Annotated in this window: 17 protein-coding genes; 10 read left to right on the top strand and 7 right to left on the bottom strand. The window is 48.4% G+C overall.

Annotated features, from left to right (window positions below; translation table 11 throughout):
• The first annotated feature begins 369 nt into the window (after nucleotides 1-369).
• The 3 genes from KME12_04900 (at nucleotide 370) to KME12_04910 (ending at nucleotide 3,852) form a co-directional block, all read left to right on the top strand.
• Nucleotides 370-2,421, top strand: a complete 2,052-nt coding sequence (locus tag KME12_04900) for an elongation factor G (GenBank protein ID MBW4487109.1) — start codon at nucleotides 370-372, stop codon at nucleotides 2,419-2,421.
• 100 nt (nucleotides 2,422-2,521) lie between these two features.
• Entirely contained in the window at nucleotides 2,522-2,746 is a 225-nt protein-coding gene (locus tag KME12_04905; GenBank protein MBW4487110.1) for a hypothetical protein, read from the top strand.
• Nucleotides 2,743-3,852 (top strand): 1-acyl-sn-glycerol-3-phosphate acyltransferase, encoded by a 1,110-nt coding sequence (locus tag KME12_04910; protein MBW4487111.1) that lies wholly within the window; start codon nucleotides 2,743-2,745, stop codon nucleotides 3,850-3,852. The genes KME12_04905 and KME12_04910 overlap by 4 nt, the downstream gene beginning before the upstream one ends.
• 139 nt (nucleotides 3,853-3,991) lie before the next feature.
• Here the strand turns inward: KME12_04910 and KME12_04915 are convergent, their stop codons facing one another.
• Entirely contained in the window at nucleotides 3,992-5,641 is a 1,650-nt protein-coding gene (locus KME12_04915; GenBank protein MBW4487112.1) for a DUF3352 domain-containing protein, read from the bottom strand.
• Nucleotides 5,642-5,825: 184 nt separating this feature from the next.
• Here KME12_04915 and cofH point away from each other — a divergent pair, with 184 nt between their 5' ends.
• Entirely contained in the window at nucleotides 5,826-6,980 is a 1,155-nt protein-coding gene (cofH, locus tag KME12_04920; protein MBW4487113.1) for a 7,8-didemethyl-8-hydroxy-5-deazariboflavin synthase subunit CofH, read from the top strand.
• Nucleotides 6,981-7,082: 102 nt separating this feature from the next.
• Here cofH and KME12_04925 read toward each other — a convergent pair whose 3' ends face one another.
• From KME12_04925 to KME12_04945, 5 genes are all read right to left on the bottom strand, one after another.
• On the bottom strand, nucleotides 7,083-7,472 hold the full coding sequence (locus KME12_04925) for a type II toxin-antitoxin system VapC family toxin (GenBank protein MBW4487114.1): 390 nt from the start codon (nucleotides 7,470-7,472) through the stop codon (nucleotides 7,083-7,085).
• Nucleotides 7,462-7,689, bottom strand: a complete 228-nt coding sequence (locus KME12_04930; GenBank protein ID MBW4487115.1) for a hypothetical protein — start codon at nucleotides 7,687-7,689, stop codon at nucleotides 7,462-7,464. Before KME12_04930 ends, KME12_04925 begins: the two co-directional genes overlap by 11 nt.
• 218 nt (nucleotides 7,690-7,907) lie before the next feature.
• On the bottom strand, nucleotides 7,908-8,351 hold the full coding sequence (locus KME12_04935) for a hypothetical protein (GenBank protein ID MBW4487116.1): 444 nt from the start codon (nucleotides 8,349-8,351) through the stop codon (nucleotides 7,908-7,910).
• Between the two features lie 8 nt (nucleotides 8,352-8,359).
• Nucleotides 8,360-8,734, bottom strand: a complete 375-nt coding sequence (locus tag KME12_04940) for a hypothetical protein (GenBank protein ID MBW4487117.1) — start codon at nucleotides 8,732-8,734, stop codon at nucleotides 8,360-8,362.
• A 4-nt stretch (nucleotides 8,735-8,738) separates the two neighbouring features.
• Nucleotides 8,739-9,131 carry a hypothetical protein gene (locus KME12_04945; GenBank protein MBW4487118.1) on the bottom strand — a complete coding sequence of 131 codons (393 nt, stop codon included), beginning with the start codon at nucleotides 9,129-9,131 and terminating at the stop codon, nucleotides 8,739-8,741.
• A gap of 394 nt (nucleotides 9,132-9,525) precedes the next feature.
• Between KME12_04945 and KME12_04950 the strand changes: the two genes are divergently transcribed.
• From KME12_04950 to tilS, 3 genes are all read left to right on the top strand, one after another.
• Nucleotides 9,526-11,274 carry a DUF3352 domain-containing protein gene (locus KME12_04950; protein MBW4487119.1) on the top strand — a complete coding sequence of 583 codons (1,749 nt, stop codon included), beginning with the start codon at nucleotides 9,526-9,528 and terminating at the stop codon, nucleotides 11,272-11,274.
• A 94-nt stretch (nucleotides 11,275-11,368) separates the two neighbouring features.
• Nucleotides 11,369-12,397, top strand: coding sequence for a c-type cytochrome biogenesis protein CcsB (gene ccsB / locus KME12_04955; GenBank protein ID MBW4487120.1), 1,029 nt, complete (start codon nucleotides 11,369-11,371; stop codon nucleotides 12,395-12,397).
• Between the two features lie 82 nt (nucleotides 12,398-12,479).
• The gene (tilS, locus tag KME12_04960) at nucleotides 12,480-13,463 is read left to right on the top strand and encodes a tRNA lysidine(34) synthetase TilS (GenBank protein ID MBW4487121.1); all 984 of its coding nucleotides are present in this window, start codon (nucleotides 12,480-12,482) and stop codon (nucleotides 13,461-13,463) included.
• A gap of 44 nt (nucleotides 13,464-13,507) precedes the next feature.
• Here tilS and hmpF read toward each other — a convergent pair whose 3' ends face one another.
• Nucleotides 13,508-15,262, bottom strand: a complete 1,755-nt coding sequence (gene hmpF / locus KME12_04965; protein MBW4487122.1) for a pilus motility taxis protein HmpF — start codon at nucleotides 15,260-15,262, stop codon at nucleotides 13,508-13,510.
• Between the two features lie 1,077 nt (nucleotides 15,263-16,339).
• On the opposite strand from hmpF, the gene KME12_04970 reads away from it, so the two are divergent.
• From KME12_04970 to KME12_04980, 3 genes are all read left to right on the top strand, one after another.
• Complete coding sequence (locus KME12_04970; protein ID MBW4487123.1) at nucleotides 16,340-17,617, top strand: response regulator; 1,278 nt, start codon at nucleotides 16,340-16,342, stop codon at nucleotides 17,615-17,617.
• A gap of 144 nt (nucleotides 17,618-17,761) precedes the next feature.
• A complete protein-coding gene (locus KME12_04975) occupies nucleotides 17,762-18,127 on the top strand; it encodes a response regulator (protein ID MBW4487124.1) in 366 nt (121 codons plus the stop codon).
• A 10-nt stretch (nucleotides 18,128-18,137) separates the two neighbouring features.
• On the top strand, nucleotides 18,138-18,668 hold the full coding sequence (locus KME12_04980; protein ID MBW4487125.1) for a chemotaxis protein CheW: 531 nt from the start codon (nucleotides 18,138-18,140) through the stop codon (nucleotides 18,666-18,668).

An 18,668-nucleotide genomic window follows, 5' to 3' on the forward strand; every position in this document is an offset into this window, starting at 1 on the left:
ATCTTTAAGGCAAGCTAAAAATAGTTATTGAGTAATTCTCAAGTAAAAATATTGGCAATTTATTCTGTGAATTAAGTTGAATTTCAGCCTCCTTCTGCTCCTTATAAATTGACATGAAGCTATTCTTGACAACCCTGATTTTATTTGTGCCAGCATTTAGTCAAGCGGAAAAATGTGAATTAACAGCTTGAGAACTGTAAAGACACATCAAACAACTGTTACATAAAATTTTGATAACGAAGTTCCACTTTCTGATCCTAGGCGCGTTAACCTAAGCTTTAAGCAATTCAGATTTCTGTGTTGGAAGCTGAGCAGTTATCTCCATTGCCGCTTTACTTTTTTCACATAATTAAATAAGGAGAGCGACCTATGAACAACAAAGTAGAGGTGGGTTCGCGAAATGTAGCCATTGTTGGTCCTTATCTGAGTGGAAAAACCACGCTTCTCGAAAGTCTTTTATCGGTCACGGGGGCGATTAACCGTAAAGGTCGGGTGCAAGACCGTAATACCGTAGGGGACAGTGCCGCTGAAGCCCGCGATCGCCAAATGAGTGTGGAAATAAACGCCGCCAGTACTGAATATGGCGGCGTTCGTTTTACGTTTGTAGATTGTCCCGGTTCGGTTGAATTTGCTCAAGAAACTTACAATGCTTTGATTGGTGTCGATGCTGCGATCGTGGTTTGTGAAGCGGTTAGCGATCGCGTCCTCACCCTCGCTCCCTTATTTAAGTTTTTGGATGACTGGGAAATTCCCCATCTCGTCTTTATTAACAAAATGGACCGCGCCACCTCTCACTACATGGACGTGCTCCAGGCGCTGAAGTCCGTTTCTAGTCGGCCACTAGTACCGCATCAATACCCGATTGCCCAAGGCGAAGAGATTGTGGGTTTTATCGACTTGGTGAGCGAGCAAGCTTATCACTACCATCCGGGTGCGCCTGCTGACCCAGTGCCCCTCCCAGACGCACTTCGGAGTGAGGAACAAGCCGCACGGGCGGAGATGCTGGAAACTCTAGCCGACTTTGACGATCATCTTTTAGAAGAACTGCTTGAAGAAATTAACCCCTCCGAAGAAGAAATTCTGCAAGATCTAAAAATGGATCTGGGCGCAGATTTGATCGTGCCTGTCTTCATTGGCGTGGCAGAGCAAGATTGTGGCGTTAGGCCGCTATTAGAAGCCTTGCTGCGAGAGGCACCCAATGCCGAAGCCACCGCAGAACACAGAGGCACGGTGCTCAGCGCTAAGGCTCCACTAGCTCAAGTGCTCAAAACCTACTACACCCCGCAAGGTGGCAAGCTCTCTTTAGTCCGGGTTTGGCAAGGCACAATTACTGATGGCATGACCTTAAATGGGGTGCGAGTGGGTGGTCTATATCGCATGATGGGCCAGCAAACCCACACTTTAACGAAGGCTCCAGCAGGCGAAATCATTGCCATTAGCCGATTGGAAGGCGTGAAGACTGGGGACACCCTCACTACGGCTGATTCTCAACCGACTGCCGAATTGCCGAAAGCCGAACGTATAGCTCCCGTCTTTGCCCTCGCCATTACCCCTGAGAAACGCAACGATGAAGTGAAACTCAGCAGTGCCCTGACCAAATTGTTAGAAGAAGACCCCTCTCTCGCTTGGGAGCAACACGGCGACACCCACGAAGTGATTCTTTGGGGGCAAGGCGATATTCACTTGCAGGTAGCACTCGATCGCTTGCGGCGGAAATATAACTTGCCCATGAGCACCCATCTGCCCCAAGTACCCTACAAGGAAACGATCCGCAAACCCACCTCTTCTCACGGTCGCTACAAGCACCAAACTGGGGGACATGGGCAGTTTGGCGATGTTCACCTAGACATCAAGCCATTGCCACGAGGAGAAGGCTTTAACTTTAAGGAAACGATTGTCGGGGGTGTGGTGCCACGGCAGTACATTCCAGGTGTAGAAACGGGGGTGCGAGAGTTCCTGGTGCATGGGCCGCTCGGTTTCCCAGTGGTGGATGTAGCTGTGACGCTTACCAACGGTTCCTACCACAACGTCGATAGCTCGGAGCAAGCCTTTAAGCAAGCAGCGCGGATTGCCATGCAGGAGGGCATGACCCAGTGTGAACCGACGCTACTAGAGCCGATTCTGGCGATCGAGATTTCTGTGCCCACCGAATTCACATCCAAAGTGCTGAAGCTGGTGAGCGGACGGCGAGGGCAAATTCTGGGTTATGCCGCTAAAAACGGTTGGCATGGTTGGGATGAAGTGGCGGCTCACTTACCCCAAGCGGAAATGCACGATCTGATTGTAGAGTTGCGATCGCTAACGATGGGAGTTGGCTACTTCCATTGGGAAGCACATCACCTACAAGAAGTTCCAGAAAAGCTGGCTGAGAAAGTGCTAGCCTCCAACAGTACCAACAGCAACGGGAACCATCGGCACTAAGTTTCTGCCTTGCCAAAGGCTATAGACTGGCCTTCTGGTAGACGCTAAAGCTAAGCGGAGAGTGGCATATCAGACAATACAGGTTATCTGGTATGTCACTATGTTTAGCTTATTAGAAACCACTATTCGGCCACTGCAACTGAATTCCCAGGTGCTAGAGGTGGCCTATGAACTGTATTTAGAAGCACCCCAGGCAAGCCATCCTGGCATTAACCTACAAGAACTCTCCCGACGCACTGGAGCCAGTTTGATGGAGTGCCGCAATGCAATTGTTGAAGCGAATCAAGTAGGCAGATTCCCCAATTGCTCTTTGTACACAGCATGAATTGGGATCACACAGCCTATACCAATGACAGCGAATCTCCCTACGATCCGCCCCTGAACTCTGCGACTCAGCATTGTTCTTCGACGCTGAAGCCCCACTCTGCTTATCATTGGAGCTGGTTTGACTGGTTCTGCCTCTGGTATCCGCCAGGCTGGCTGATTTTATTTAATCGCCACTGGCAGCACTACCACGACGATCCTGAAGGCTGGAATGGGTTAGAGTATGCTCTATTTCTGATTCCAGGTGGCTTTTACCTCGCCTCCCTAATCCGTTGGTTGCGCTTAGGTTGCCGTGCCCCTCACGCAGAAGCAGGTAAGATCGAGCCAACTTATCAGGAAGCGTTTCAAACTGAAATCTTAGCGCCAATTGTGCAGCGCTACTTCCGCGCAGAGCTACACCAGCTAGAGCATTTGCCCTCCACGGGTCCGCTAGTCGTGGCGATGAATCACGCTGGGATGTGCTTTCCTTGGGATTTCATCGGTTTGGGCTGGCTACTCAGGCAGCAGCGGGATTGGGTGATCCAGCCATTAGCCCACACCATTTTCTTTGACCATCCTTGGTTAAATTGGTGGCTCCCTCCAGGTTGGTCGCAAATTCTGGGTGGGTTACGAGCTGAACGACAAGACTTTGAAGCAGCAGTCGCCAACACAGATTCGGAAGTGGCAGTACTCTACGCCCCGGAAGGCTGGCGAGGATTAATTAAGGGGTGGCGACACCGTTATCAATTAACCACCTTCGACCCTAGTTTCATTCAAATTAGCGATCGCCATCAAGTACCCATTTTGCCCGTGACTTGCATTGGTAATGAGTCGTTGCACCCCTGGGCCTGGAACTTCAAAACCTTAGCGCGTTGGATTAAGCTACCTTTGTTTCCCGTTTCATTGCTGATGCTGGCGTTTGTGCTCTTTCCCTCAATGGGGGTTTGGGCAATGCGATCGCGGCTCAAGTACACGCTGCAACCGCTCTATCAACCTTGGCAAGAAGTTGCTATTACAGGTGAGCACAAGCGATCGCATGCTTACCAACAGGCACAAGACTTGCGATCGCAGCTACAAGATCAACTCAACCAGTTACGCAATAACGTAAAAAGAATGCCTAACGACTGAAGTCGCGGCTACAAGAACAAAGACCGCCTTCGCGGTTTCATTCCTAAAAAGGTGACTTTAGCCTGCGCAGGCAGGCTTGGTTCCGATAGCCCTAGGCTTTAGCCTACGGGACTTTAGCGATTCGTGCAGGAGGTGTCTATTATTTCAAGCTCACCGCTTTAGGTTTGAGGGCTAAAAGCATCTCGACTTGGGCGGTGGTCTTGTCTGGTTGCGTCACGGTGATACCAAGGCCACGGATCGAGTTCATCATGGCTGTCGCTTCTGGCGTGATGGCGCTGGTCTGGGTTTTTAAGAGGCTAGTGTTCATCACGGCCATGACTTTATCCATGTCGAGATAAAAGTAGCCCGCATTTGGTTTCGCCAAAGAACCTGTCACCGTTTTGAAGGCAGCACTTTGGTCCAAAGGTTGCTTAGCTGGCGCGGTCATGCCATCGATCAGTGGACTGCCTACTGCGATAAAGAGAGAGTTCTGGTTAAGCCAACCATGCCCTAGAACGCTTTCCTGTTGCGGCAACTTCCATTCTGTAATGGTTTTGCCCTCTACATTGCGTTGCGCCACCCGCATGAAGTTCTTTTGGGCGATCGCATCTAGTTTAGTCAAGGTCGCTTCGGCAGTTGCGCGATCGCTCGTTTCTAGAACTATCACGCCGCCAAACCCAACCGAAGACAGCACGCCTTGATTAAGGGCGATCGCCCCTAGGCCAAACTCTCCATCCATCCAACCAAACACTTCTTTGTCGGCATCCAGATTAACCGTTTGTAGTTGTTGCCTAACGGTGTCAACGACCACTTGACTTTGGGGCACGTCTTTCGCCTGCTCAACCATCGTCGTCCAGGCAGTCTTCAGACCTTGCCCAGTCACTAAAGCGAGGGTTTCGGTGGGAAAGGCGGCGACTACTTTTCCGGGGACTGGCTTATACTGCATTGCAGTTGCTTGGGGTTTAGCTTTGGCCTTGGCTTTCAACCGTAGCCCTGACTCATCCACGCCCACGCCTACAACCAAAGATTCCACCTGATCTAGCTGCTGCATACTTTGCGGCGGTATCTGGGCCGCTTGAGGGCTGCTGGCAATCAGTTGTTTGACTGAAGTGCCATAGTTAGGCAAATAAATTTGGGCGATCGGATTTTCTACATCCACGCCCGTTGCCATCAGTTTCGCCGCACCGGATTTATCGGCAAAGGAAGGCGCACCTTTGAAGGTATCCACGGCCTGTTCTATCGTGGCTTTCTTGTCGGCAAGGACTAGGCGATCGCTAAGAACGGCGCTGTAAATAGTGCTCTTTGGCTGATCCTTTTGCGTCGTGGCTGAGATTTTAACGCCTTTGTAGTCGCTTTCCTGAGTTTTCACGCCAGGCTGGGACTTAGCTTGGTTAGCAAATGTCAAGGCTTGAACTTTGTCTTTAATGCCTACAACCATCAGGGTATCCGACTGCTGAGCATTGCCAGAGGAGCTGGGCATCACTGCCACCATGACACTACCTACCCAAGGCTTGAGGTCTTTGTCATAGTTGAGCTGGCTACCTTTGAGCATGGAAGATTGAAAGCTCTGCATGCCTTGACCGATGAGCTTCTGAGCCTCTGGAGTACCAAACTGTTGTAGTTGCGACCACCCTTTGGCATCACTGGAAATAAAAGTAGCCATCAGCGCTTCATCGGGCACCACTTCAGCACTGGCAGCAGGGCTAGATGAATCAGCAGTCGGCCCTCCTTTGAAGAACCAGTAAGCCGCACCTCCACCAACAACCGCAACTGCAAGGACAGGCAATAAAACTTTTTTGAAGGCAGACATGGAAACAAAGTTCTCCTAGAAGGATGGAATCTTAAGAGCTAATCTCAATCGGGGCAAAAGCTAAGACAAAGATTCAAGTTGGGTTTCAATTTGGGCTTGAGATCAGAAACACAATTCTTCGGCCTGATTCCAGTGTTCCCTGCCACAATGGATCAAAGATTGGGCCGTTCTTTAAGAAATTCTTGTGATTAACAACAGAGTTGAAGCGATTTTGCACCGCGCCTTAGTGGGTGATGATATTTCTCCCGAAGCAGGAGTGACGCTGCTGCAACAGACAGAGCCAGATGCGATCGCAGCCATCCGATCAGCAGCCGATCAATTGCGCCAGCAGCAAGCAGGCAACACTGTCACTTATGTGATTAATCGCAATATCAACTTCACCAATATTTGTGAGCAGCACTGTAGCTTCTGTGCCTTTCGTCGAGATGAGGGAGACGAGGGGGCTTACTGGCTTGACAACGCCAAAGTTCTCGAAAAAGCCACAGATGCAGTGCAACGGGGGGCCACTGAAATTTGTATGCAAGGCGGGTTGAATCTAGAAGCCAAGCTCAACGGCAGTTCCCTAGCCTACTATTGCCAAGTGGTAGAAACGATTACTCGCCAGTTTCCCCACCTGCACCTCCACGCTTTTTCACCTCAGGAAGTGCAGTTCATCGCGCGGGAAGATAATTTAAGTTACACGGAAGTGATTAGGGCTTTACAAGCAGCGGGCGTTGGCTCCATGCCAGGAACCGCCGCCGAAGTGTTAGATGATGAAGTGCGTCGCATTCTTTGTCCAGAAAAGACTGATAGTGCAACTTGGCTAGAAATTGTGGCGACTGCTCACCGCTTAGGCATGCCCACGACTAGCACCATGCTCTCCGGTCACATCGAAACGCCGGAGCAACAGATCAAACACTTGGATTTGCTGCGATCGCTCCAGCAATCTGCTCAAGACCGTGGCGATCGCGGCATCACTGAGTTTATTTTGTTGCCATTTGTCGGTCAGGAAGCCCCGAAACCATTACGTCGTCGGGTCGGACGCGATCAACCGATTCTGGCCGATGCTTTGCTGCTGATGGCAGTGGCTCGCATCTACTTAGGCCGCTGGATTCCCAACCATCAACCCAGTTGGGTCAAGCTCGGTTTGGCAGGAGCAACCGAAGCTCTGACTTGGGGCTGCAACGACATCGGCGGCACCTTGATGGAAGAACACATCACCACAATGGCAGGAGCCCAAGGCGGCACCTGTATGGAAGTTGATACGCTCCAAGCCGCAATTAGCTCTCTAGGCCGACCCTATCAACAGCGAGATACCCTGTATAACGCGATCGCCACTCCAACTCTAGTGACCTCTTGAACCACTGCCTAAACTTCACGCTTGGATGCCTGAAAGTCTGCAATCTTGGAATATAAGCTGCCTTCGTTCCGGTGCAGCGGGGTTGTTATGCGGCAAACTTACTCACCAACCCACTGTTTGCAAATTTTCTACCTCTTGAAAATGGGCATCCCGCGTTACCAGAATCAGATCATGCTGTAGTGCAAGAGCTGCAATCCAAATATCATTTTCAGGCAATGGACGGCCTTTGAGCCTCAATTTATTCTTAACTTCGCCATAGTGCCGAGCCGTTTCAGCGTCACACACCAATATTGTGCTGCTAGCAACTAATTCATCAATTCTTGCTAAATTTGCTTCAATTCGCCCTGATCTCCTGGCTCCGTAACACAACTCGCCAATGACAATGCTTGGAATGAAAACTTCGCTGGCTTGAGCAAGATTTTCTTTGACGATCGCCTCATCTGCGAAAAGCGCAATAACGATGTTGGTATCGAGCAAAAACCTACCACTCATCGACATCTATCTGTTCACAATCTTGCTCAATTGCCTCACGCATTAACTGAAGGTCATCAGAAGAAATTGAACCAGCAAAACGCAACAACTGCTGCCCAGGCGTACCTCGAACTTCCGTTTTTACCAATGATCGAACAAATTCAAGCACCTGCCATTGCAAATGCTGAGGCATGACCTTTAATTGTTCAACAACTTCGTCGATGATAGGAATATTCATATTGCCCTCCTTGCTACATCCTACACCGCTTACCTGGAGAGCGATAGAAGAGCAGTCTTTAATGCTGATAGGGGGCTCATGGGGATTGCCTTCACTGGGGACTTCAGCCACATAGCGATTTCGTTCAGCGATCGCAGATAACCTCTTCAACTCAATCAACCACACTAAAACGTTCCGGTGCAGCGGGATTGTTATACGGCTGGTTAGCACGATAAATGCTACGACACCTCGGCAAGAAGCAAATGTTTCTCAAAAAGCTCTTTGAGCAATTTATACTCAACACCTATCATTGCATGACGGCTTAACCTTTCCTGCATCGAAATCTTATCTTTCTGATCAAATATGTGCAATATATTCTTTTCAATAATTTGCTGAATAGTAGTCCAATTTTTCTCATCAATTAAGAATAGTGACGAGCTTTCAAGCTTAAAGATATATTTAAGTTTTTTACTAATTTCTGGATTTATCTCGATAGCTTGTTCATAGTCAATTACTATTTGCTCTAATGAAACTTCTTCAAAATATTGTCCTATCATATCTGACGCACAATGATCACTGCCTTTAAATAGACTTCTAAGAGCATCATGCACATTTTCTCTGGGAAAATTTTTGACCTCTTCAGAAAAGATAATCAGCTTATAGAACGAAAATGCTTGAGACATAGCGATCCCTAAATATCTTTCCCGAAATTTTTGGCTCTGACATTCTGAATATAATTAATAAAATCTTGCATAGATTTAACATCACTCATTTTTAATGCTTGTTTCAAGAATATTTGATACTGATTGCAGTCAAAATACTTAATCTTAACCAAATCTATGTATTGGGTTTGAAGTTCTCCAAGAACTTTTTCGGCGTCAGAACCAACTGTATTGATTGGGAAAAGGTAAGTGTACGCAGTAGGTATATTTCCTTTTTCCCAACGTTTTCTCAGCATATTTATTTTTTGGCGTAATTGTCGCGTGTCAACATTACTTCCTAAATTAGTGGGTGTGGTCATACACTCCCAAATACAATCATTTAAAGTCAGAGTTTCAGATTGCATGATTTTACAAATCAATATTACTTGAAATATCTACATTTTTCTTCTGAGGAATCCTTCTTGTATAAGCTGCAACTTCAATCATTTTGCCATTTTTAGTTGTCTTGATATGCGCTTTAACAATTTCAATTCGTCCTTCAAAAAGCCCCTCTAATATCTCCTGCGCTTTCTCAGAAACAACAAAGTCTGTTCCGGGTGCATTACTAGATAGATCGTCTAAAGGTATATAGTCTTCATAGGGTTTCAATCCAAATTTTTTCATCAAGTCTTCAAATAAAGATTTGATGGATCTATCAACGATAATGCCCTTTTCTGGAGGACTTAAGTACTGAAAATCAGGAATTAGCTTAAGCGCTTCTGTGAATATTGATTTGACAGAGGAAAGTGCGACGTGCAACATATGTCAATGAAAATCATTTGGCTTCGCGCTTAGAGTTCCCTGTTCTAAGCAATGTCTAACCAATTCTGAGTAGAAAGGTGCAGTAAGTTTAATACCAATTACAAATGAACGTGAGCATGATTCAATCCCTGGAAACCTTACAAAGCAGACTTTTCCAAGATTACAAGTAATCGCACTTCATAGTTGATTGGTATAAGATGATTTTTCTTAAGCGATAGATTTGTCTGCTGAGCGCTGAATCTTTCCGCTTTCACTAGAGAACTTTGCAAAGCTAAGCAATAACTAATCGAGTCCTGCTGGAAAGCTGTCCGGATATGGCAGGCCACAGGCCGATAATACTTTGCTAGAGTGTCAACGGCGTTGCGTATTCTGTCTGGCTAAGAGAGCTTGGGTCATGATCGAGAAGAAAAATAAAGTTGCTCTAGCACTCGCGCTAGGAGCAGCAGGCTTACTGATTGCAGGGGGAGCGGCGACCTACTGGTTTATTACTCAGAGAAATACTGGGTCAGGCGATGTGCCTGCGGGAGCCAATATCATCCCGCAAACAGCGCTCATGGCGGTTTCGGTCTCTACCGATCCAAATCAGTGGCAAACCCTGAGACAATTTGGCACGCCAGAAACTCAAGCCTTGGTAGACCAAAACTTAGCTCAATGGCGCGATCGCCTGCTGACTGCCAACGGCTACAACTACCAGAAAGATATTCAACCTTGGGTCGGCAAACAAGCCACCTTCGCCTTTCTACCTCCCCAATCACCGCCACCTGCTAGCTCTACGCCAAACCTCCCTGCTCCGACTCCAGGTGGACAACAATCGGTGGTGTTGGTTCTGCCCATTACCAATCCGGGGCAAGCACAGCAAGCGCTCTCGCAGCCCAAAACTGGCGTAGCGACCAAGTGGGCTCAGCGCGATTACAAAGGATTTCAGATTCGAGAAACCCAAGGAGCACCGACTCAAAATTACTCTGCCACCGTTTTGGATGGGCGCTTCTTAGTCGTGACGACTGACCCGAAAGTCACCGATCAAGCGATCGACACCTATAAAGGAGGAGCTTCTCTTCTCACCGCTCCTGGCTATAGCGCTGCCTTCAGTAAGGTCGGCAACAATCAGGCTTTCGCTAACTTATATGTCAATGTGCCAGCCGCTGCTGCTGTGGCTTCCACCAGTTCAGCCGTTCCGGTCGCACCCGAAAGCCTCACCCAACAGATTCAAGGTTTAACCGCTACTTTTAACTTGCAGCCACAGGGTGTTCTGGTTCGGAGTGTTTCTTGGCTAAAACCAGACAGTAAGAAAAAGTATACGGTTGAGAACGCGGCCAGAAGTATGACTAGCCGATTGCCCGCAGAAACCTTGGTTATGGCATCTGGTGGCAATCTCAAGCATCTCTGGGAACAGTACATTCAAGGAGCTACTACCGCTACGTCTCCTAATCTGACCAATCCCCAAGTTTTACGGGAAGGACTTCAAACTCAGACGGGGTTAGACCTAGACAAAGATTTGCTGAAGTGGATGGATGGGGAGTTTTCGCTGGCTTTAATTTCCAACCCACAGAAAGCACCGACAGATTTACCCGCTGGATTGATGTTTATGGTGCAGGCCAGCGATCGCCGAGCCGCTGAAAAAGCCTTTAAACAGCTGGATGAGGTGATGACGAAGCGATACAACTTCAAAGTTAATGAAGTCAAGGTTGGCAATCAATCCACGATTACTTGGTCACCTGCTTTAGGAGGCGCGATCGCCAGTCATGGCTGGTTGGATAGTAATGTCGCCTTTTTGAGCGTGGGGGCACCTGTCGCCAATGGCATTATCCCCAAACCTCTCACTCCTTTAGCCGCCAGTGAACTATTCCAAGCGACGGTGCCAACGGAGCTAAAACCTAACAATGGGCACTTCTTTATTGATGTCGATCGCACCCTCAGCAGCAACTTAGCTTTGATTAGACTGGCCCCCAGCAGCCAGGTTTGGGCGAAGGCAATTCAGTCGATCGGGGTGACGGGAGCAATCAACGATGAGCGAACCACTCGCTACGATGTGTTTGTACGCTTGCGTCAGGGTAACAAGCCAGGTCCATTACCTAGCGCTTCCAGCAATCCTGGTGTCACTCCTAGCCCCACCTTGCCTCCTTCTCCTACGCCATCTCCTTAGGATTCTAGGTGAACTACCGACGGAACCCAGGAGTGGATAGGATAGGATCAGCCTTATACAGCATCCAGTCTTCAGAACTGTTGGGAGAGCGCCGATGGATTTGGTTGAACTTCAAGGCAAGCTAGACAATGTCTCGTTTGCTGTTTTATTTGCCACCATGCTGATCTACTGGGTAGGAGCAGCATTTCCCAAGATTCCGCTCTTACCCGCTTTAGGCACTGCCGGAATGGCGATCGCCAACCTCTGCATGGCGGCCCTCCTCGCAGCCCGGTGGCTAGAAGCTGGTTACTTTCCCATCAGTAATCTCTACGAATCCTTATTTTTCTTGGCGTGGGGCCTCACTGCCATCCACTTGGTAGCGGAGAACATGAGCCGTAGCCGTTGGGTGGGTACTGTCACCGCTCCAGTGACAATGAGTATTGCTGCATTTGCCGCTCTAACTCTACCGGATGAAATGCAGTCTTCCGCGCCCTTGGTCCCAGCTCTCAAGTCCAACTGGTTGATGATGCATGTCAGCGTCATGATGCTTAGCTATGCGACTTTGATGGTAGGAGCACTGCTGGCGATCGCCTTTCTGATTGCCACGCGGGGTCAAAAGATCGAGCTACATGGTAGTTCTGTGGGTACGGGTGGCTTCCGTGAAGGCGCTTATCGCTTGCGTCGGGCCGGAGAATCAGTGAACTCAGAAGTGAGTCCTGAACCTGCGTTAGCTTATGCCGCTGACAGTAACGGTAGCGGTGGCACCGCAGTCCTGAACGCGGTTGGCACTGAAACAGCTAGCGATCGCCTTTCGCCTCAGCGCCTCAGCTTGGCAGAAACTTTAGACAACATCAGCTATCGGATTATTGGTCTAGGCTTCCCGCTGCTCACGATTGGCATTATCGCAGGTGCGGTGTGGGCTAATGAAGCTTGGGGTTCTTACTGGAGCTGGGACCCGAAAGAAACTTGGGCCTTGATTACCTGGCTGGTATTTGCGGCTTATCTCCACGCTCGGATCACCAAAGGCTGGCAAGGTCGCCGTCCTGCGATTTTGGCAGCTAGTGGCTTTGTAGTGGTTTGGATTTGCTACCTCGGAGTCAACTTGCTTGGTAAAGGACTCCACAGCTACGGCTGGTTCTTCTAAACCGTCAATCATTTAACAGCGGCAGTCAGTTCTTCCTGGAGCTGACTGCTTATTTTTTGCCACGATTCAGCCTACCAGTGCCATGAGTGCCTCTGCTACTTGGACCCCCCTCCATGCCAAAGTTCACCAAACCTTGCGATCGCGGCAACTTCTACCCCGACAGCAGCGGTTATTAATCGCGGTCTCCGGTGGACAAGATTCGCTGTGCTTGGCAAGATTACTCTTGGACTTACAGCCTAAGTGGCAGTGGCAGATCGCGATCGCCCATTGTGACCATCGCTGGCGGGCTGACTCAGAGGCTAACGCAGCCCATGTACAACAGTTAGCGCAAAATTGGCAGGTTGAGTTTTATCAGCAAACCGCTACGCAGGCGCTACTCAGTGAAGCTGCGGCTAGAAACTGGCGCTATCAAGTTTTAACCGAGATTGCTCAAGCTCACAATTATTCCTACCTAGTTACAGGCCATACTGCTAGCGATCGCGCTGAGACATTACTTTACAACTTGATGCGGGGTAGTGGGGCAGATGGGTTGCAAGCTCTAACTTGGCAGCGAATTTTAAGCCCAGGCATTACCTTAGTGCGGCCTCTGCTGAATCTGACACGGACTGAAACAGCTCAGTTTTGCCAAAAATTTGACTTAGCTGTTTGGGAAGACTCAACCAACCAAGATTTGAAGTATGCCCGCAATCGGATTCGGCAAGAATTATTGCCTTACTTGCAGCAGCACTTTAACCCGCAGGTAGAAAAAGCTTTGGCACAGGCAACTGAGTTACTCCAAGCCGACGTGGAATATTTGGAGAAAACCGCCACAGAGCTACGCCAGCAAGCTCAACATCCTTCCCAAGCTGGCTTAAATCGGTTGGTTCTGCGGTCAGCTCCGCTCGCGTTGCAAAGACGGGTAGTGCGGCAGCTTCTTAAATCTGTACTGATGAGCGCAATTGATTTTGAGCAAGTTGAGAAAGTAACTAGCTTAATTACAGCCCCTAACCGATCGCAAACTGACCCTTTTCCCGGAGGCGCGATCGCAATAGTAGAGGGTGAATGGATTTGGCTAAAACAGCTCTAGCACTGCGCTCATCCACTCACCCTCATGTACCGACTTTAGACTCGCTAAGGCGCTGCTAACTCCGGCGTATTCATCAAGCTGATCAGCACTTGTCGCATTTCAGCGATCGCTTGCAATTGGTAGTCGCTGGCCTCTTGTACTTGATTAAACACACCCGCGATCGCCTCTAGCTTTTGTCGCAGCCCATCCACATGGTCTTGTACGGGTTGCATCATCTCTTGGTAAAGATTGACTCTACCCGACAGTTCCGCCAAATTAGTCCGCTGGGTTTGCAGATTTTGCTCTAGCTGCTTCAGCTCGTTTTGTTTCTGGGTTTGCTCATTAGATTGATGCTCGACCATGCTCTGGGCCTGCTGGATAGCACTGCGCATTTGCTCAATTTGGCTCTCAAGCTTTTGCAGTTCTTCCGCTTGCTGCTGCTTAATGTTTTCGATCTGAATTAAGGCAGGCCCCAAGTCAATCTCACTCTCTTGTTTTACCGCTTCTGATTTGCCTTCTCGTCGCAGCAAAACTGCTTGATGTTGAGCCAGAATTTCTTCTCGCTCTTTGAGGTTACGCCGTTGCCCCACCAAGGTCTCATTCAGCATTTGATAACGGTCTTGCTCATCCGCTAGCTCGGTCTCTAGCCTGAGACGGTCATACTCGCTGGCCTTCGGAATCTGAGCTTGCACTTCTTCAATCGTCTGCTGCTGGAACCCTAACTCTTCTTCTTGGTCATTGACGAAACGCAGGATTTTTTCCCAGTCTCGCTGGAGGTCTTGCAGTACTCCTTGCAGCTCTCCCAGAGGCATGGTTTCTAGCGCTTCAACGTCAACTTTAGGACTAATCTTCACTTTGTCTGAAGTTTCCGAAAGCCGATACAGTTGCTGGTGTAGTTCTTCTTGGGTTTGTAGTTGCAGCCCTAGCGTTTGGGCGTAGTCTTGCCGCAGGTGTAGGGCGTTTTGCTGCACCTTCAACTCACCTTTTGCCTGCTCCAAGGACGTTTGGGCTTGCTGCCACTCATCCCAACGACCTTGCAGATCTTGGGCTTGACGATCGACCTCTTGTTGTAGCTGTTGAGCACTGGCCCGTTGTTGTTCTAGCCGTTGCCAATGCTCGCTCAGAACGTTTTGCTGTCCATTAATAATTTCAACTGCTAAATTCAATTGCTCACGAGCCGATTCTGTAGGAGCTACGGAGCCAGATAAGCGATTGAGTAAGTCTTGAATTCTACTAGCTTGTTCATCATCTAATACCGCAGATTGCTGAATCTCGGCTTGGCGTTCCTCCAGACGGCGCATTTCGCCATGTAGATGAGCCCAAGCTCCCTCTAGCTCTTGATTGCGGCGCTCTAGTTCTTCCCGGAGTTGGTTGGCTTCCTCTCGCGATCGCTCAACTTCTTGACGTTGCTGCTCTAGCTGCTCAAAATCTTCTTCTATTTGCTGAAGCTGCTCCCGCCGCGCTTCCATTTCCATTTCACGGCGATTCAGTTCCTGGCTTTGATAAGTCAGAGATTGCTTCCACTGCTCAATCTCCTCTTCCTGCGTCTTAAACTTTTCTTGCAGCCGAGAGAAATTTTGCAGAATGGTCACCAGTTGCCGAGATGCTTCCTGCAATCGCTGCACTTGCTTATTCGCAGTCAAATCAGCTAGCACCAAGGCTCCCGCGTTAAAGCTATTAGCCTCATCTGAGGGAATAACTTCTTCTCCAGGGACAGCAGTCCAACTCTGTTCAGAACGCTGACAAGCCAGCAGCTTTAGCTCTGCCTTACCACTTCCAATAAATCCGGTCTTTTTTTGTACTTCTGCTAGATACAGCACGCCGATCGTCCTCTTCCGTGTCGATGCCCAGTTCCTTGTGTTAGATAAGCCTTCTGCCAGCAGATTGGTTCATTCTGCTAAACCCAGTCTAAGAAGAGAACATCGGTTGAGCAATATTCTTCGTCACTGGGCTTCCTGCTTAGAACGCTACTGAATCCACCTACATAAATACGAGAGGGTCATGATGAGTTCACTGCTCCTACCATCTCTAGTTAATTGGTTACTAGCTGCTGCTTACGACCAGCAATCTAAATTACAAGTGGGATTGCCCTCCTAAGCACTTTTGTCGTCGAAAACTCAACCATCTTAGCGTCATCGTATCCCTAAGACTGCTTCACCCATCACCTTGGGTTGAGCAAAGTCAATCTGTATTGACTTTAAAGGATTCCTACAGCAGATGGCTCTGCTAAAGGTAGAGTGACACAATCAACGGCTGAAAGTACAGGTCTAGCGCACCATACTAACCCTTACAACCCGCGATCCAGTGAGAATTGCAGTAAAAAGGCTATTTAGATCTAAATAATCAAAGTTTTGTCGGAGAAGCAAAAAATGTAATAGTTATAGCCTCAAGCCTTAGAGCCAGCCAAGTAAGGAAGATGCCAATAGCCCTGTCAAAGTCTTAAACTAAACTGAATATATACTTCAGTGACCCTGTACTATTTCCACAATCTAGCATCATTTCTAGCAGAGATGTCGAAGCACCAATTCTTCAAAAAATTTTTCACTGACTAGTCCACGCTGACAGGTTAGTGGCATCTGCCCTGAGAAGGTCTGATGCTGAGTTAGGTTTTAGGATTAAGCTACAAAAAATTACTTTTGTTCCGTTGATCAACCAAATTTTTAATGTTACGAACAAGGGAAAACAGTAAGCACTTAGTCCTTCTGTTAGGCACTCATAGGGCAAAAACTCGTAGGAGGTTTGTAAAATTTTTAACGCAGGTTTGATTTCCTACTGATCGTCATTGTTTTTTGTAGGAATATCTGCGGTGGGCAAGAAACTTAAAACGATTTAGTTTGAGTCAGGTTTCCCCTTGACACGTGTCGAAGCTGTTCTTAGGAGAGCATCATAGCTGCATCATGCAAGGCAAGTTAAACGAGATAGACATCCGCAGCATTCTACAACTGATTGAACTGGGTCAACGAACCGGGGAGCTTTGTGTTGAAGCTTATGGTGCTTTGCCAAGCCTGATGAGCAGTGAGCGTCTAGGGCGATCGCTATCTAGCCAGTCTTGGTTTGTCTTTTTCCTCAACGGCCAAATTGTCTATGCTGCAGAAGGGGATGGCAATTTAGCACGCCTGCGTGACTATCTTCGTCGCTACAAAGTAGAAGCGGCACTCGACACTGTCACTGTCCCTTCGATTGCTGCCATTAATGCCCCTGAGTACGGCTACTTGTGGGCCTTGTTAGAGAACCACCTCCTAACCCCAGCCCAAGGCCGCAGCATCATCCGCAACATGGTGCATGAAACGCTTTTTGACTTACTGAGCTTGCATCAAGGTTTGTTTATTTTTGAAATTGGCTCCGCCCTATCCCCCCAGCTCACCACCTTGGAGATTAACCCGCTGGTAGCCAAAATCATGAAGCAAGTCCAAGAGTGGAAACAATTTCACCCCCACATCCAATCACCTGATCAGTGCCCGATTATTGCTGATGCCAATCAGCTACGGAAAGCGTTGCCCGAAAAGGCCTTCAATAGCCTAGATCGTTGGGCTGATGGCAAAACCTCAGTCCGCCAAATGGCTCGTTATCTCAATCGAGACATCCTTACAGTTGCTAGAGCAATTTATCCGTATGTGCAGCAAGGACTTGTACAACTGCTGTACCCTACCGCCAAAGAAACGGCTGCTCACAAGCGGACATTTACGTTTCAAACTGCCCGGACTCCCAGAGTCCTTTGTATCGACGATGGCACCAGCATCCGCAAAGCAGTGGAGTACATCTTAAGTCAACATGGTTATGAAGCCACATCAATTGGGAATCCTCTAAAGGCACTCAGTTTAGTATTTCAACTCAAGCCAGATTTGATTCTTTGTGATATTGCTATGCCTGAGTTGGATGGTTACGAAATTTGTGCCATGCTACGCAAATCAACGGCTTTCCGGCAAACTCCTATTGTGATGTTGACGGGTAAAGATGGATTTATTGATCGGGTAAAAGCTCGTATGGTCGGGGCAACTGACTACCTCACTAAACCGTTTGGTGAAAATGAGCTGCTCATGCTAGTGGAAAAATACGCTGGCTCAGGTGACCCCAACCATCCCAAACCGGATAGGTTACTGGCTGACGCCCTAGAGGACGAGCTAGAAATTGACATTGCTGGTCCAGCTTCTGCTTCCTCAGCGCCTTTTGGTTAAGCATTGAGGGTATTTTAGTGATTAATGAGTGATTAATCTAAAGATCAAGGATTAAGGTGACTAATACAAACCTAAGGATTAAGTTTAAGGGTGTACAAGGTCGATCTTTCCCGTTAACCTTTGCAGTTAGCAGGTAGGGTAGTTATGAGTACAGTTCTAGTTGTGGAAGATAGTGTCACGCAACGGGAGATGATCACAGACCTTCTCAAAGGGAGTGGCCTAACTGTTACTGTAGCTAGCGATGGGGTTGAGGCATTAGAGCGCATCCAATCACAGTGCCCTGATTTGGTGGTCTTGGATATTGTGATGCCGCGCATGAACGGGTATGAGGTTTGCCGTCGATTGAAAGCAGATCCTAAGACCCAAAATGTCCCAGTCGTCATGTGCTCTTCTAAAGGTGAGGAGTTTGACCGCTACTGGGGCATGAAACAAGGTGCGGATGCTTATATTGCCAAACCTTTTCAACCCACAGAGTTAGTAGGAACAGTCAAACAGCTGCTACGAGGATAGGTAGACGTGAATGGTTGGGAATCCAGATTTTTTAACAGGTAGAGGTCAAGACCAAGCTCCAGAATTTCAGGAATTAGAAAGTCCTGAAGGTGAGTTGCACTTAAGATTCTACGTATCTTCTGGCAATGAGTTTGCTTTACCTGCCACAGGAATTCGGGAAGTGATTTCGCCTTCACCGGATCGGATTACCCCCATTCCCAACGTTTCTCCCTTACTTTTGGGTACGCTGAATGTACGTGGGCGTGTCATTTGGGTGGCTGATTTAGGCCAGTTTCTGGGCGATGCTAATTCTCTCAATACGGATAGACCAGAGATTCCTGTCATTGCAGTAGAAGATCAAGACACCATGTTAGGGTTAGCGGTTGATCGAATTGTGGGGATGGATTGGCTAGACATTGATGAGGTGCAAATGCCAGCAAACGTTCCGGATAGCATGGCTCCGTTTCTACGGGGCGAATGGATGACGGACAGTCAAGATGACAAGCTGCTCCGATTACTCGATCAAATCGCAATTCTTCGATCAGCGCGGTGGGCAGCATGA

This window comes from Trichocoleus desertorum ATA4-8-CV12, assembly GCA_019358975.1.
Taxonomy (GTDB): domain Bacteria; phylum Cyanobacteriota; class Cyanobacteriia; order FACHB-46; family FACHB-46; genus Trichocoleus; species Trichocoleus desertorum_A.

Bases quoted from the DNA above. Each gene is read 5' to 3' on its own strand.
- KME12_04900 (MBW4487109.1), top strand. From the start codon at position 370: ATGAACAACAAAGTAGAGGTGGGTTCGCGAAATGTAGCCATTGTTGGT.
- KME12_04905 (MBW4487110.1), top strand. From the start codon at position 2,522: ATGTTTAGCTTATTAGAAACCACTATTCGGCCACTGCAACTGAATTCC.
- KME12_04910 (MBW4487111.1), top strand. From the start codon at position 2,743: ATGAATTGGGATCACACAGCCTATACCAATGACAGCGAATCTCCCTAC.
- KME12_04915 (MBW4487112.1), bottom strand. From the start codon at position 5,641: ATGTCTGCCTTCAAAAAAGTTTTATTGCCTGTCCTTGCAGTTGCGGTT.
- KME12_04925 (MBW4487114.1), bottom strand. From the start codon at position 7,472: ATGAGTGGTAGGTTTTTGCTCGATACCAACATCGTTATTGCGCTTTTC.
- KME12_04930 (MBW4487115.1), bottom strand. From the start codon at position 7,689: ATGAATATTCCTATCATCGACGAAGTTGTTGAACAATTAAAGGTCATG.
- KME12_04935 (MBW4487116.1), bottom strand. From the start codon at position 8,351: ATGTCTCAAGCATTTTCGTTCTATAAGCTGATTATCTTTTCTGAAGAG.
- KME12_04940 (MBW4487117.1), bottom strand. From the start codon at position 8,734: ATGCAATCTGAAACTCTGACTTTAAATGATTGTATTTGGGAGTGTATG.
- KME12_04945 (MBW4487118.1), bottom strand. From the start codon at position 9,131: ATGTTGCACGTCGCACTTTCCTCTGTCAAATCAATATTCACAGAAGCG.
- KME12_04950 (MBW4487119.1), top strand. From the start codon at position 9,526: ATGATCGAGAAGAAAAATAAAGTTGCTCTAGCACTCGCGCTAGGAGCA.
- ccsB (MBW4487120.1), top strand. From the start codon at position 11,369: ATGGATTTGGTTGAACTTCAAGGCAAGCTAGACAATGTCTCGTTTGCT.
- tilS (MBW4487121.1), top strand. From the start codon at position 12,480: ATGAGTGCCTCTGCTACTTGGACCCCCCTCCATGCCAAAGTTCACCAA.
- KME12_04970 (MBW4487123.1), top strand. From the start codon at position 16,340: ATGCAAGGCAAGTTAAACGAGATAGACATCCGCAGCATTCTACAACTG.
- KME12_04975 (MBW4487124.1), top strand. From the start codon at position 17,762: ATGAGTACAGTTCTAGTTGTGGAAGATAGTGTCACGCAACGGGAGATG.
- KME12_04980 (MBW4487125.1), top strand. From the start codon at position 18,138: ATGGTTGGGAATCCAGATTTTTTAACAGGTAGAGGTCAAGACCAAGCT.